Origin of the sequence: Tenggerimyces flavus, assembly GCF_016907715.1 — a bacterium.
Classification (GTDB): domain Bacteria; phylum Actinomycetota; class Actinomycetes; order Propionibacteriales; family Actinopolymorphaceae; genus Tenggerimyces; species Tenggerimyces flavus.
Map to the genome: position 1 here is coordinate 6,887,475 of NZ_JAFBCM010000001.1, position 12,408 is coordinate 6,899,882.

General features: G+C 68.8%; 14 protein-coding genes. 4 read left to right on the plus strand and 10 right to left on the minus strand.

The features are described from left to right. Positions 1-65: 65 nt before the first annotated feature. From JOD67_RS32145 to JOD67_RS32155, 3 genes are all read right to left on the minus strand, one after another. A complete protein-coding gene (locus JOD67_RS32145; RefSeq protein ID WP_205121449.1) occupies positions 66-356 on the minus strand; it encodes a PadR family transcriptional regulator in 291 nt (96 codons plus the stop codon). Positions 357-369: 13 nt separating this feature from the next. After that, positions 370-786, minus strand: a complete 417-nt coding sequence (locus tag JOD67_RS32150) for an STAS domain-containing protein (RefSeq protein WP_307782629.1) — start codon at positions 784-786, stop codon at positions 370-372. A gap of 138 nt (positions 787-924) precedes the next feature. After that, positions 925-1,407, minus strand: a complete 483-nt coding sequence (locus JOD67_RS32155) for a hypothetical protein (RefSeq protein WP_205121451.1) — start codon at positions 1,405-1,407, stop codon at positions 925-927. Here JOD67_RS32155 and JOD67_RS40615 point away from each other — a divergent pair. Next, complete coding sequence (locus JOD67_RS40615) at positions 1,391-1,714, plus strand: hypothetical protein (protein ID WP_239554133.1); 324 nt, start codon at positions 1,391-1,393, stop codon at positions 1,712-1,714. The two genes, JOD67_RS32155 and JOD67_RS40615, sit on opposite strands and share 17 nt — an antisense overlap. Here the strand turns inward: JOD67_RS40615 and JOD67_RS32165 are convergent. The 5 genes from JOD67_RS32165 to JOD67_RS32185 all read right to left on the minus strand — a co-directional run bounded on the left by JOD67_RS32165 (position 1,706) and on the right by JOD67_RS32185 (position 4,809). Further along, positions 1,706-1,963, minus strand: a complete 258-nt coding sequence (locus JOD67_RS32165; protein ID WP_205121452.1) for a DUF2188 domain-containing protein — start codon at positions 1,961-1,963, stop codon at positions 1,706-1,708. The two genes, JOD67_RS40615 and JOD67_RS32165, sit on opposite strands and share 9 nt — an antisense overlap. A 214-nt stretch (positions 1,964-2,177) precedes the next feature. Next, complete coding sequence (locus JOD67_RS32170; protein ID WP_205121453.1) at positions 2,178-2,924, minus strand: ANTAR domain-containing protein; 747 nt, start codon at positions 2,922-2,924, stop codon at positions 2,178-2,180. A gap of 39 nt (positions 2,925-2,963) precedes the next feature. Continuing rightward, positions 2,964-3,785: a DUF1206 domain-containing protein gene (locus tag JOD67_RS32175; RefSeq protein ID WP_205121454.1), complete on the minus strand. Its 822-nt coding sequence runs from the start codon at positions 3,783-3,785 to the stop codon at positions 2,964-2,966. A gap of 124 nt (positions 3,786-3,909) precedes the next feature. Beyond that, on the minus strand, positions 3,910-4,155 hold the full coding sequence (locus tag JOD67_RS32180; protein WP_205121455.1) for an STAS domain-containing protein: 246 nt from the start codon (positions 4,153-4,155) through the stop codon (positions 3,910-3,912). A gap of 129 nt (positions 4,156-4,284) precedes the next feature. Further along, positions 4,285-4,809 (minus strand): glycosyltransferase family protein, encoded by a 525-nt coding sequence (locus JOD67_RS32185; protein WP_205121456.1) that lies wholly within the window; start codon positions 4,807-4,809, stop codon positions 4,285-4,287. Positions 4,810-4,903: 94 nt separating this feature from the next. On the opposite strand from JOD67_RS32185, the gene JOD67_RS32190 reads away from it, so the two are divergent. Beyond that, positions 4,904-7,993: an AfsR/SARP family transcriptional regulator gene (locus JOD67_RS32190; RefSeq protein ID WP_205121457.1), complete on the plus strand. Its 3,090-nt coding sequence runs from the start codon at positions 4,904-4,906 to the stop codon at positions 7,991-7,993. 98 nt (positions 7,994-8,091) lie between these two features. Then, on the plus strand, positions 8,092-8,559 hold the full coding sequence (locus JOD67_RS32195) for a single-stranded DNA-binding protein (protein ID WP_205121458.1): 468 nt from the start codon (positions 8,092-8,094) through the stop codon (positions 8,557-8,559). A gap of 359 nt (positions 8,560-8,918) precedes the next feature. Here the strand turns inward: JOD67_RS32195 and JOD67_RS32200 are convergent, their stop codons facing one another. Beyond that, on the minus strand, positions 8,919-10,208 hold the full coding sequence (locus tag JOD67_RS32200) for an FAD-binding protein (RefSeq protein ID WP_205121459.1): 1,290 nt from the start codon (positions 10,206-10,208) through the stop codon (positions 8,919-8,921). A gap of 76 nt (positions 10,209-10,284) precedes the next feature. On the opposite strand from JOD67_RS32200, the gene JOD67_RS32205 reads away from it, so the two are divergent. Continuing rightward, positions 10,285-11,283 carry a helix-turn-helix transcriptional regulator gene (locus JOD67_RS32205; protein ID WP_205121460.1) on the plus strand — a complete coding sequence of 333 codons (999 nt, stop codon included), beginning with the start codon at positions 10,285-10,287 and terminating at the stop codon, positions 11,281-11,283. Here the strand turns inward: JOD67_RS32205 and JOD67_RS32210 are convergent. Continuing rightward, positions 11,265-12,230 carry an FAD-dependent oxidoreductase gene (locus tag JOD67_RS32210; RefSeq protein ID WP_205121461.1) on the minus strand — a complete coding sequence of 322 codons (966 nt, stop codon included), beginning with the start codon at positions 12,228-12,230 and terminating at the stop codon, positions 11,265-11,267. The two genes, JOD67_RS32205 and JOD67_RS32210, sit on opposite strands and share 19 nt — an antisense overlap. Between the last annotated feature and the right edge of the window lie 178 nt (positions 12,231-12,408).

The window sequence follows — 12,408 nt, forward strand, 5'->3', positions numbered from 1 at the left end:
ACTCTACGCCCGCGGCACCTCCCGCGCACCCATCCGCGGAACCGACGGCCGAAGGGGCACCTTTCTCAATGTTCCAAGTCCCTTCCGGACGGACTCCAAGTCAGCTCGCCGCTCGCCAAGTCCGCGACCAGAGCGCGGAGCCACTCCGCCAGCCGAGTCCGGCCGGCGGAGGTCACGCGATAGACCGTCCGCTCCGGCAGCCGGCCCGCCCGGTTCACCGCGGCCGGCTCGATCAGCCCCTCGGCGACCAGCCGTTCGACGACCCCGTACAGCGACCCGCTCTTGTGCTCGGCCAGCAGGTCGTTGCCCCGATGCCTGGCGAGCTGCTGCAGCCCTACAACAGGTACCTTTTCCAAGCTATCGACCGAGTCAGGAGCCGCCGCGGCTGCCGTCGGACATGACCGCGGCGAGGGCCGCGGGCAACGAGGGGAAGACCGGCCAGGCGCGGTCCAGCGCGGTGATCGCGAGCATCCGCGTCACGGTCGGAGACGGCTCGGCGATGCTGAACGCGCAGCCCAACGAGGCGGCGCGGTGGGCGGTGGCGGACAGGACGCCGAGGCCGGACGAGTCCAGGAACGTGACCTTGGACAGGTCGACGATCAGCGCACTCGGCGACGCGGCGTCGGCCGCCAGCGCCGTACCGGTGACGCGCGACGTCATCGCGGCGATGAGCTTCTCTCGCAGCGACGACGCGGTCCCGGTGTCGACTTCCCCTTCCGGCGCAGCCACTGCAGCCGCTCCCACATGGCTCACAGTGACCTCCACGCGCGACCTCCCTCGATGCACGACGATGACAGGGCTCTACGGTGCTGAGCCGGCTGCCCGCCCGTACGCCTGCCACGTACCCAGGACGGCCCGGGGCAACACAGACAACTTCTCCGCAACCACTCTGTCACCTAACGTGAGCATACGGGCGACCACCGATCACACCACCAGCGCGGCTGTCGCGGCCTCGATACGCAGGCCGTCCAGCGCCTCCAACTGGTGGTTCGCCCGGTCGATCAGCTCGTCGAAGTCGAACGTCGCGAGCGTCGGCCCGCGGACCGCCACCGCGCGCAACGCGCGCCAGAGAGCGCGCTTGCCGTGGACGCCGAGGTACAGCGTCTCGAGTTCGAGGAGTCGGGTGAGCTCGGTGCTGCCGGTCGCGGCCTTGCTCAGCTTCAGCTGACCCAACTGCTCCAGCACGGCCGCCGCCGCGTGCTTGACCCGATGCTGTCGCGCTTCGACCCGGTCGACGATGGCGAGCAGCGTGTCCCGGTCGTCCTCGATCTCGTTGCGCAACTGCGCGAGCTGCTTCGCCAACCGCTCGTCGGCCTCGTCGGACTGCATCCGTTCGATCAGCTGGATGGCCGCCGTCGCACCGGCAAGGTGATCGTTCAGATAGATCTCCATGGAGTCGGTCGACATTCACACTCCGTTCTTCCCGCCTGCGAGGAGGGATCGCCGCGACTATCCGGGAGCCGAGCGGGTACGACGACTTTGCTCATCCGCATCCGCCATCCGTATGGAGGCCGTCGTGCGCATTGCCGCAGTCATCGTCGTCATCTGGTTGGTCATCGGTGTCCTTGCCGCCGTTCAACGCGGCTATTTCGGAGGATCCAGTACGAATTGCGCGAAAGCCGGAACGACTATCGTGACGATCGTCGCCGGACCGCTCAACTACGTCGGCGCTAACCCGAAGATCAAGTGCACGCTCCCCCAGCCGTCACGCTGAGGCTGACTCGCGGGAGACCACCTTGCCGTGCCGCGCGGTCGGATCGTGACGTTCGGTCGTTCCGTTGAGATCCTCGACGAACATCTCCGCACGTTCCCGACGGGCGATCCGCCGCGCGACGGCAACGGCGTCGAGACGACTGGGGTAGACCCGGGACGCGCGGCTCGCGCCGTCGCGATGAATGGCCCACATCTGTTGGCCTTTGTGGTCGACGGGCAGGACACGAACTGTCGGTGCCTGGGTATGCATTTCCGCACTCCTTGTCGTGTTCTTGGCGGGCGCGACCTTCGTTGGATCCGAGGCGCGCTGAGCCATCACAACGCGATTGGCGTGCCGGGGAACGCGAGGTGGAATTCACTTGGCCACCAACGCTTCCGCCTCCTCGCCACCTGGAGGAGGGAAGCGCACTGTTTGACCGCCCTCGCAATGGCAATACTGCCCCGTCGAGGCGGTCCGCTAAACCTCAGCTCGGTGGGTTCGGGAGCTCTCGCACGATCTTGGCCGCGAGCTCTCGTACTTTGACATTGCTGTTCTGCGACTGCTTGGAAAGCTCGGTCCAGGCTTGCTCGGCGGTGATTCCGCTCCGCGCCATCAAGATCCCGATCGCGTGGTCGATGGTGGACCGACTGTCCAACGCTGCTTGCAGATCCTCGGCGAGCTTGCGGGTCCGCGCGTGCCTTTGAGCGTTCGCGACGGCGGCCAGCGCCGAGTTGGTGAACAGGGCGAGCAGAGCAGCTTCCATGCCGTCGAATCGCTCAGGTTTGTTGCTGTACAGGTTGAACGAGCCGATCACGCTGGAGTCGGTCAGCAGCGGCGCGGCGAGATAGCCCAGCACACCTGCCTTCTCCGCGGCTTCGGCGAAGTGCGGCCACCGTTCGCGAGCGCCGTCGATGTCGGTACGGACGGGCTGGCGGGTCTCCGCCGCCTCCAGGCATGGACCGGCTCCCGCCTCGTACTGCGCCCGGTCGAGCGGCATCACGTCCACGCTGGTCGTGGCGACGGTCTCCGGCAGTCCGTGCGAGGCGTAGACCGTGATGCTCGCGTCGTAGCCCGGAGGGAACAGCCGCGAGGCGATGGTCGTCAGCCGCTGCAGCATCGGGGCGAGCTCGTCGTCACCGCCGAGGGTGTTCCAGAGGTCGCCCATGGTGGCGGCGACGTCGACGCCGTCGTACTCGTCGTCGCGCTCTGGGGACAGGTCGAGCTCAGCCATGGTGGATCACCCGCCCAGATTACCGCTGCGGTGCCCGCGTCAATCCTCGCGATATCTGGCATCCAGGACGCAATAGAGCCCAAAGCAGGCGAGACCGACCGCGATGATGCCGAGCAGGATCTTGCCGAACGGCTGCTCGGCCAACGTCTTCAGCGCCGCGTCCAACCCGGTCTGCTTGTTCGCGTCATGGGTCGCGGCGGCGACCACGATCAGCATGCCCACCGTTCCGTACGCGACGCCGAGGGCGCCGTAGCCGATCTGTCCCAGTCTGATCGCGCTCTTGACGGCGGCGGGCGACGCGCCCTTGAAGTCCAGTTCCTCGGTGAACTTCTTCTTCCAGCCTCGGTAGACGAGGTTGGCGGCGACGCAGATCACGGCGACTCCGACGGCTCCTACCAAGAGGAACCCCGCGGGCATCGCCAGCACCTTGGCGGTCAACGTCTGCTGGCCTCCGCCACTGGAGCTCTTGCCGAGGGCCGTCTTCGCGGCGGTGAAGGCGAGCGCGGCGACCACCAGGGCGTGCGCGGCGCTGGACACTCGGCGTTTCGTGCGGCTGCCTCGGTCCTGGATGTTTCGGTGTCCCCAGATCGCCACCGCGAGCTGCCAGACCGTGAACGCGGCGAGCCCGACGACGATCAGCCAGAGCAGGACCACACCCCCGGGCTGCTCGGCGATGGTCTGCAACGCGCCGCCCTTGCTGGGTTTGGCGGAGCCGGACTCACCGATCGCGATCCGGATCGCCAGGAACGCCACGAGCACGTGGACGAGCCCGTACGCGACCAGACCCACCCGTCCCAGCAACCGGACCGGCTTACTTCGGGCGGCTTCATGGGCAGTGGCCTCGGCGTTGCCCGCACTCATGGGTTCCTCCCCAGAAAGACAGCTTGCAAGCCATGGTTCTACCCACCGCTGCCTCGTTGACCCTTGCGGCAAGTGTCCCGATTCGCCTTGCTGTGCGCGGTTTTCGCCTGGGACCGATGCTATGCTAGCTGTCGTTCGTCAAGCGCAGATTGACGCCGGCGATGTCGGCTTCGCGTCTCGCCAGCATGAACGTGGAGGCGCCCATCGCGTCGCCGATCTCGGCATAGGTGAGGTCCACGACCAACTCGCGCGGGCGATCCTGAACGGCGCGCAGGAGTTCGGTCTGCAACTGCTGGATGCTGTCGACGTCGATGTCGCCTTTGAGGTGAATGCCCACCTCGTCGCGTCCCCTGTCGACGTTGATCTCCAAACTCACGGTGGTTCCTCGATCCTCCCCGCATCGGGTGTGTTGATATCTGCCTGCCCTGCATCGCCGCATGGAAACACCTCCCGGCGTGTCGCCAAGCCGGTCGGCGACTTCGGCCGGACGGGGTGAGCGCTATCTCTGGACGGCGGCGATGGTGAAGCCGTCCCGCCGCAACCGCCACACCAGGTCGTCGTGGTCGCTGGTGTCCGCGTTCCAACCGCCGACGGAGACGGCGGCGTAGCGGCGGACGTGCAACCGTCCATCCACCCACAAACCGGCGCACGCCATGCCCAGGCGTTCGAATGCGACCACCGCACTCCGCAGCTGCTCGGGCTCGGGTTCGTCGGCCGGTTCGTACACCGCGACATACCGGCCACGGGCTCGCGCCAGCCCCGACGCGTACAGCGCCCCGAGCGCGGGACCGTCCGCGCGGACCTGCTCGGCCCACATCGGCACCACGTCACCGTCGGCGGTCGACGACAGCAGCTTCACGTCGAGCCGCCGCCGCGGGTACTGGGCCGCCGCGAGCGCGCGCAGGACCCGGCCGGGCGATCCGTGCGTGAGCGGAACGAGCACGGTGTACGTCGGAAGACTGCTTTCGCCCACCGACAACGCGTCGGTCCGAGAGACAGTCACCACAAGGTCGTGGTCTGCCATGGCCCGACTATGAGGCCGCCCGGTCGCAGCCGAGTCGCATGTTGGTCGCAGCGTGGGGCTTACACGGGGTATCCGACGTTCTATCTTCATTTATGTGCGAGTGGGCATCTTGGGTCCGCTGGTCGTCTTGGACGGAGACCGGCCGATTCCGCTGGGCGGGGCGAAGGAGCGCGCGGTCCTCGCGACCTTGGCGCTCGACGCCGGCCGCGTCGTGCCCATCGACCGGCTCGTGGACGTCGTCTGGCCTGGTGAGCCGCCGCGTACGGCGGTCAAGACGGTGCAGAACTATGTCCTCCGGCTACGCAAACGGCTGGCCCCTTTGCTGGCGATCGAGACGGTGACCCGCGGGTACCTGCTGCGCGGCGGACCCGACACGACCGACGTCGGCGTGGTCGCGCGGTTGCGGGCGGAGGCGGACTCGGCCGCTCGTTCCGGGGACACCTCGCGCCGGCTCGCCTGCCTGCAGGAGGCATTGGCGCTGTGGCGGGGACGGTCACTGTCGGAGTTTCTCGCGCTGCCGGCGTTGGCGAGCGAGGCGGCGCGGCTGGACGAGTTGCGTACGGTGCTCCGCGAGGACGCGATGGACGCCGAGCTCGCCGCCGGCCGGCACCAGGAGCTGGTCGCCGAGCTGGAGAGCCAGGTCGCGGCGAACCCGTTGCGCGAACGGCTGTGGACGCAGCTGATGCTCGCGCTCTACCGCAGCGGCCGGCAGGCGGACGCGCTGAACGCGTACCGCCGGGCCCGTACGGTGCTGGTCGAGCAGCTCGGCCTCGAGCCGAGCCCGCAGCTGCGGGCGCTGGAACGTTCGATCCTCGAGCAGGATCCGTCTCTCGGGGCTCCCGTTCCTGGCGCCCCTCGATCGCCGTTGCCGCAGACCGTTACGTCGCTGATCGGCCGTCAAGACGACGTTGACGAGGTGCTCGAGCTCGTCTCGGACAGCCCGTTGGTGACGTTGACCGGGGTGGGCGGGATCGGCAAGACCCGGATGGCCTTGGCGGTCGGCGAGGCTTGGTTGCGGGCGACAGGTCGCCCGGTGTGGCTGGTCGAGCTCGCGCCGCTCGACAACGGCGCCGCCGTGGCCGCTACCGTCGCGGCCTCGGTGAGTCCGGCGACGACGTCCGACGATCCGATCGAGGTCATCGTGTCGGCGCTGGATCGTCAGCCGGGCTTGCTGATTCTGGACAACTGCGAGCATGTGATCGATCAGGCTTGCGCTCTCGCTGACGCTCTGCTGCGCCGGTCTCGTGGGGTGCGGGTGCTGGCGACCAGCCGGGAGCGGCTCGCGATCAACGGCGAGCGGGTATGGCCCGTACCCGCTCTGGCGGCGCCGGACGCGTCGAGCCTCACCGGGGCGGACGATCCGAGCGAGATTCCTTCGGTGCTGCTGTTCTGTGAGCGTGCTCTGTCCGCGACACCGGGGCTGACGTTCGACCGTGCCGCGCTGCTGCGGGTGGCCGAGGTGTGTCACCGGCTGGACGGCGTACCCCTCGCGCTCGAGCTGGCCGCCGCGCAGCTTCCCGTGCTGTCGTTGGACGAACTGATGACGCGGCTCGACGATCCGTTCAGCGTTCTCGGCGGTGGTGGTCGTACGTCCCTGCCGCAGCATCGCACGTTGCAGGCGGCCATGGACTGGAGCCACGGGCTGCTGGATGCCCCTGCTCGGTTGGTGTTTCGCCGACTGTCGGTGTTCCCCGGGGCGTTCTCGCTGGCCGACGCGGAGGCGGTCTGCGTCGACCGTTCGTTGGCTCCTGCTCTGGTCTTTCCGGTGCTGTCCGTCCTGCAGGGGTTGGTGAACAAGAGCCTGGTGACGGTCGACGGCGCGTTGGGTGAGCGGCGCTTCCGGATGCTGCAGACGATGCGGGACTACGCGCGGGTGCAGCTGGATCGTGCTGGTGAGACAGCGGAAACCAGGCGTCGTCACCTGCGGCAGCTGCTCGCCGTCGCGGACATGTCGCTGCCCGCGAAGTATGCCGAGGTCGACCGTGTCGCTGGCTACCTCGCGGACATTCGGGCCGCGGTGGACTGGGGCCTGGCGTCTGGAGAGGCGATCCTGGTGACAGAGCTGTTGACGTCTGCGTGGGGGTACCTGCGATCTGGTGCGCCTCACGAGGGACGACAGTGGCTGCAGCGCGCCGTGAACACCGAGCCGCGATCCACCGGCGTAGGTCGGGCCCGCGCGCTGATGGCTCTCGCGCACCTGCGGCTGCAGGGATACGAGCTGGAACTTGCCCGCGAGGCTGCCGAGGAGGCGTTCAGGATCGCTTCCAGGCTTGATGATCGGTTGGTTCTCAGTCAGGCGCTCTTCACGATGGCCCGACCTGCCCACCTCGGCGACGACCCCTCGACCGCCCTGCATTGGTACGAACGTTCACTCGCTGTCGCGCAGGCAGCGAAGAACACGTACCTCACGGCCAGGACGATGTATTTCCTGGGCGTTCTGCTCACCGACCAGGGCCAGTACGACCGCGGGATCAGGCTGCTCGACTCGGCGGCTGTCGCGTACTCGTCCTTCGGCAGTGCGGACGAGGCCTCTGTGCTGTCGTCGCGGGGGCTCGTCGCCTATCGGCTCCGCGATCTGGAAACGGCCGCCGACACCCTCGGTCGTGCCGTGCGGCTCTTTCGCTCCTTCGGTTATGCGCCGAGTCTCTGCGAGCCCCTGCATCGCCATGCTCACGTCCTGCGCTGCCTCGGCGATCGGCAAGGGGCTCGCGCTGCCGCGACGGAGAGTCTGACCATTGGCGAGGCCGTTGGAGCCCGTGGCGACACGATTTTGGCTCGGCATGCGCTGGCCGAGCTCGCGTTGGACGAGGACCGCCTGGCGGACGCGGCTTCGGAGCTCTCTCAGGGGCTTGCCTCGGTGACTGGCACTGACGACCGCTGGATTCTGATCGAGCTGGTGGAGGCCGGCGTACGGCTTGCCGCTGCGGTGTCCGCGTGGTCGTTCGTCGCCCGGCTGTTGGGGGCGGCCGACGGGCTGCGGGAGGCGATCCTGTTCGCCCACGAGCCGGTGAAGGCGGCGGATCTGGACGGTGCGCGCGGCCTTGCGCTGGCGTCGCTTGGTGGGGCTGCGTACTCAGCCGCGTATCTGGCGGGGCAGCGGCTCGGTGCGCGCGGTGCCGCCTCGTTGCTGCGCGATCTGCTGGAGGACGCGGCTCCGCTGGCCGGGATTTCGTCCACAGGGTGAGGTTTCGGCGAGTTTTCCACAATTCGCCTTCCGGGACCCTTTTCGGGGTGGTTCTTCGGGCACGGTTGTGTCACAGCCGGTTTCCGAGGAGGTACGCGATGTCACTGCAGAACGAGTCACCATTCAGCGCTGCTGGCTGGGTTGCCGGTGAGGTGCGTTACGGAATGTCCGAGGACCAGCGGCGTCCCTGGGCGGCGTTTCGGTTCGTGTGGACGGAGCGTCGGTTCGACAAGGAGCGGGGGACGTACGTGGACTTCGGGGGTGGGAACTTCGTGACGGTGTGGTGCAACTGGGAGCTCGCGCGGCACGTCACGTCCAGCCTGCACAAGGGCGACCCGGTGCTGGTGGTCGGGCGATTACGCGTGGAGGAGAAGGAGATCAACGCGAGGAAGTACGGGGAGGCCGAAGTGTCGGCGTACGCGGTCGGCCACAACCTCTCGTGGGGAACGTCAGCCTTCCGCCGAGTCCGCGTCGCCCGCTCCACGGCGTCCGAGTCCCCACCATGGGATCGCACAACGGAGGCGGCGCCAGAACCGGCGGCCGACGAGCAGCCCGAAGCCGCCTAACCAAGCACCCCCAGACCGGGTGCGGTCCCCCGGCCGCACCCACCCCGGGCGGCACCGCGCCAAGCCGCCCAACCCCGCGGCCCTCACCGCCTGACCCGGTGACGCGCCGCACCGGCTGGGCGGGGACTGGGCTCACCGCGTGCCCCACACCACGCGACGGGCCCACCCCGCCCAGCCATCCACCACAGAGCCGCGGCGTGGCACCGACAGCTGTCCGGTGCCACGCCGCACGGTCGGGCAGGGCTGAGTTTGAGAGGTGCTCATCCCGCCCGGCCAACCCTCACCCCGCGAACCGGTGCTCGCTGAACAGACCGGGTGACCTACCCCGCCACCCCTCGCGCTCACCCCCGGCGCGCTGTTCAGCGGGCACCCCAGCGGGCGAAGAGCTCGTAGCCCGGAGTCAGCAGGTGCGCTGGGTCGAACCGCTCCTTGTCCTGCACGATCCCCGGCCACAGCACCCCGAAGTGCTCCCGCCAGTCGGCGGGACTCCACGGCAGGGCGCTGACCGGATACAGCACACCACCGGCTTCTCTTACCTGCTTGTAGAACCGCGCGTTCTGCGCCACCAACGACTCCGGCCCGAAGCGGATCAGGTTGAACACGAAGGCCACCGGCTCGGACGGCACCCGCAGCAGCGGAGTGCGCAGGGCAGCCGTGGGCACGGGGTAGAACAACACCCGCCCGTGCGCACCCAGGTCGGACGCCTGCAGCGAGTGAACGATCGACGAGGCGACCTCCACCGCCGTCGACGAGGGCAGGAACGTCAGGAACCAGGGATGCGCCAGCGACCACTCCCCCGTCGACCGCAGCAGCTCGGTGAACCGGTCGAACCCATGGACGTACGCCGCATAAGGCAGCTCGTCGACCTGCGCCGAAGCATCCAGCTCCGCCGCGCCATCGAAGACCCCCACCTCCAGCACGTACTGCCGGGAGTCGCCCACCAGCACCGAGCCCTGCAGATGATCCACCCCTCCGCGCTCCAGCAACCTCAGCTGAGCGGAAGCCAGCGCCGCCAGCGACGGGTACGGCAACGTGTACAGCCGCACCGACGACGGCGCGGGTACGAGGGTCAGCTCCGCTCGCACGATGATCCCGAACTGCCCCAGCCCACCCCGCACAGCGTCGAACAAGGCCGGATTGACCGTCGGCGAGCACGTCACGACCGACCCCGATCCCGTCACCACCTCCAGCGACAGCACGTTGTCCGTCTGGAACCCGTACCGATGCGTCGCCCCACCCACGCCCCCGACCGACAACGTCCCGCCGACGGACAGGTCGAGGAAGTTCGGCAACACCGGCGGCGTCAACCCGGTGGACAGCGCAGCGGCGACGACCGAACGCCACGAAGCCCCCGCCTCCACCACGACCCGGTCGGCACCCACCACGGACACCGACGACAGCTCGGCGAGGTCCACCACGACCCCACCGGCCACCTGACTCCGCCCATAGACCGAGTGCCCCAGCCCGCGCGCCGCCACCTGCCATCCCCGCGCCGCGGCCCACCGGACGGCCACAGCCACGTCCGAGACCAACGCCGGCCGCGCCACCACCGCGGGCACGGACCGCACCACATGCCCGAAGTCGTCCGCGGCCAACGCCAATGCCGACGGCGAGGTCAGCACCGAACCAGAGAACCCAGCGATCTCCATCACACTTGACAACGTTCCCCGCCAGCCCGATCCGCACCACCCCAGAATCCTGGGGACCGTTGCTAGCCTGAAGAACGTGGCCACGCTGCAGGTAGCTCGCAAAGCGGTCACGAAGCTGGTCAGCCGTGGCCTCGGCCCGCGCGAGTTCGCGAGCAACGCCGCGAGCGCCCTCCGCCGCTTCGTGCCGTACGAAGGCGCCTGCCTGCTCACCCTCGACCCCGCCACGCTCCTCCCCACCGGCGAGTACGTCGAGAACGGCCTCCCACCCAGCACCAGAACCCGCCTGCTCGAGATCGAGCTCCTCGACCACGACGTCAACAAGTTCGCCGCCCTCGCCCGCACGACCAGCACGGCAAGAGCTGCCAGCCTCAGCGCAGCCACCCAAGGCGACCTCGACCGCAGCCTCCGGCACCGCGAAGTACGCAAGCGCTACGGCCTCGACGACGAGCTCCGCGCCATGCTCGTCGACGGCTCCGGAACGTGGGGCGCGCTCACCCTCATGCGCACCCAAGGCCAACCCCGCTTCACCAAAGCCGAAGTCGACCTCGTCGCCACCCTCGCCGGAGACCTCGCCCAGGGCCTCCAACGCGCCGCACGGACCAACGCGCCGCACGACGACTCCGTCGGCGTCCTCACGGTCACCAGAGACGGCACGAAAGCCAACCACGCCGCCAAGCGCTGGCTCGACGAGCTCTCACCCGTCGCGGTCGACTCCGTCGTCTACCAAGCCAGATCCACCGGCGACGCCTACGCCAGAGCCCGCACCGAGCAAGGCACCTGGCTCGCCCTCAGAGCCACCCAGCACGACCACGCCGTCACCGTCACCATCCAACCTGCACAGGCGAACGAGCTCGCCCCGCTGATCGCCGACGCCTACGGACTCACCGCACGCGAACGCGCCATCACCGAGCTCATCGCGCAGGGCCACGCGACGAACGAGATCGCCACGCAGCTGCACCTGTCCCCATACACCGTGCAGGACCACCTCAAGGTGATCTTCGACAAGACCAGCACGAAGACCCGCGGCGAGCTCGTCGCGCGGATCTTCTTCGAGCACTACGCCCCGAGGTTGTAACGGCAGCGCGCCAACGCCGCGGGCGAAGAGCCCGAAGCGAGCTCCTCGGCCACCAACCGCCCCACCGTCGGCCCCAGTGTGAGCGCCGAGTGCAGCACCGCCACGTACAACGACGGCGACACGTATCCGATCACCGGCCCGGCCGGAGGCATCGGCCGAAGCCCCACCGCGTGCCCGAGCAACCGCGCCGAGTCCGCACCGGAGAACGACGCCTGGAACGTGGCGAACGTCCGTTCCATATCCACTGACAACGGAGCCGTCAGCCGCAACTCACCGGGCCGCACCTCGCGCGCCTCGAAGTCAGGCGTGGCGATGATCGTCCGTACCAGCCCCTCAGGCGCCGAGGCCCACAGCAACAACGCCGGTGCCTCCTCCACCGGAACGGGCGACAGCCCCGCCACCCCGGTCCCCGCCGCCAACACCACCGTCGAAGCGCCGAAGTCCAACGACGTGACCGGAAAGTCGTACGAAACTTCCGCACCGAACGAGACCGCACCCTCGACGAGCAAGGCCGTCAGCCGGACCGGATCGACCGCGAAATCCCCCGGCGTGAAGACAGCGAAGTCGGGCACAGCGAGCAACGAGGGCTCGAGAAGAGCGATCTCCTCCGCAGAAACCAGCCGCTGACCAGGGCCGACCGACATCGTCACACCCGGCCGCGTCGACCCCTCCGTCCACACCAACGAGCCGGAACGTCGCAGGGAGAAGTCCGGAAGTTCCACAGCCAGGCGTTCGTAGTCCGCGTGCACGAACAGGCGCAGCTCGTCGGCCCCGCCCGGCCAGTCCCCGCCGGCGGTGTCGCCCACCCAGGCGAACGAGCCACCCGTCACTCCCTGCGCCGGAGCCGCGTGCTGCTCGACCAGGCGCACGCGAATCCCCCGCTGAGCAAGGTGATACGCGATCGACGCGCCGACGATGCCGGCTCCCACCACCACAACAGAATCCACGACGAGGCACCCTATCCAGCCGGCCGGAGCCAGCGAACCCGATTAACCGCGTGGGGCCCGGACCGGGTACTGGCTGGTCCGGGCCCCCGTCCTCCGACGTCCTGACGGCTCGAGTCGCGTCAGACGGTCGTGGCCGCGGCGCATCGCGCCGGGGCCGACCAGCCGGCTCGGCTCGGCT

Bases quoted from the DNA above. Each gene is read 5' to 3' on its own strand.
- JOD67_RS40615 (WP_239554133.1), top strand. From the start codon at position 1,391: ATGGAGTCGGTCGACATTCACACTCCGTTCTTCCCGCCTGCGAGGAGG.
- JOD67_RS32155 (WP_205121451.1), bottom strand. From the start codon at position 1,407: ATGTCGACCGACTCCATGGAGATCTATCTGAACGATCACCTTGCCGGT.
- JOD67_RS32165 (WP_205121452.1), bottom strand. From the start codon at position 1,963: ATGCATACCCAGGCACCGACAGTTCGTGTCCTGCCCGTCGACCACAAA.
- JOD67_RS32170 (WP_205121453.1), bottom strand. From the start codon at position 2,924: ATGGCTGAGCTCGACCTGTCCCCAGAGCGCGACGACGAGTACGACGGC.
- JOD67_RS32175 (WP_205121454.1), bottom strand. From the start codon at position 3,785: ATGAGTGCGGGCAACGCCGAGGCCACTGCCCATGAAGCCGCCCGAAGT.
- JOD67_RS32185 (WP_205121456.1), bottom strand. From the start codon at position 4,809: ATGGCAGACCACGACCTTGTGGTGACTGTCTCTCGGACCGACGCGTTG.
- JOD67_RS32195 (WP_205121458.1), top strand. From the start codon at position 8,092: ATGTCACTGCAGAACGAGTCACCATTCAGCGCTGCTGGCTGGGTTGCC.
- JOD67_RS32200 (WP_205121459.1), bottom strand. From the start codon at position 10,208: ATGGAGATCGCTGGGTTCTCTGGTTCGGTGCTGACCTCGCCGTCGGCA.